Origin of the sequence: Paraburkholderia sp. SIMBA_027 (assembly GCF_046535315.1) — a bacterium.
Lineage (GTDB): Bacteria > Pseudomonadota > Gammaproteobacteria > Burkholderiales > Burkholderiaceae > Paraburkholderia > Paraburkholderia tropica.
Map to the genome: position 1 here is coordinate 1 of NZ_JAWRWY010000213.1, position 356 is coordinate 356.

The window sequence follows — 356 nt, forward strand, 5'->3', positions numbered from 1 at the left end:
CGGTGCACCCTGTGGTCCTCGCCCACACCTTTGCCTCCGGCGGGATCACGTCGGAAAGTGAGCGGGACCTGAGCATCGGCGGCCTCGGTGCAGTACCACTCGATCTCTTTGAGGGCTTCACCTACACTGCCTTGGGCCACCTCCACGGGCGGCAGGAGTTGGCCCACCATGTGCGTTATTCGGGCTCGCCCTTGGCCTACTCATTCTCGGAAGCAAACCATCGCAAGGGCGCTTGGTTGCTGGACATAGAACCCGGGGACGAGGCAGGAGGGCCGGGCGCCGTGGCGGTCCAGGAGGTGACGTGGCAAGAGCACAAGGCATTAGCTGTGTTGCGCGGACAGTTGGCGGAGCTTCTG

1 protein-coding gene is annotated in these 356 nt (G+C 64.0%); it reads left to right on the plus strand.

The annotated features are described in order from the left end of the window. On the plus strand, positions 1 to 356 hold a 356-nt coding region (locus SB764_RS38830; RefSeq protein WP_410866586.1), incomplete at both ends, for a metallophosphoesterase family protein.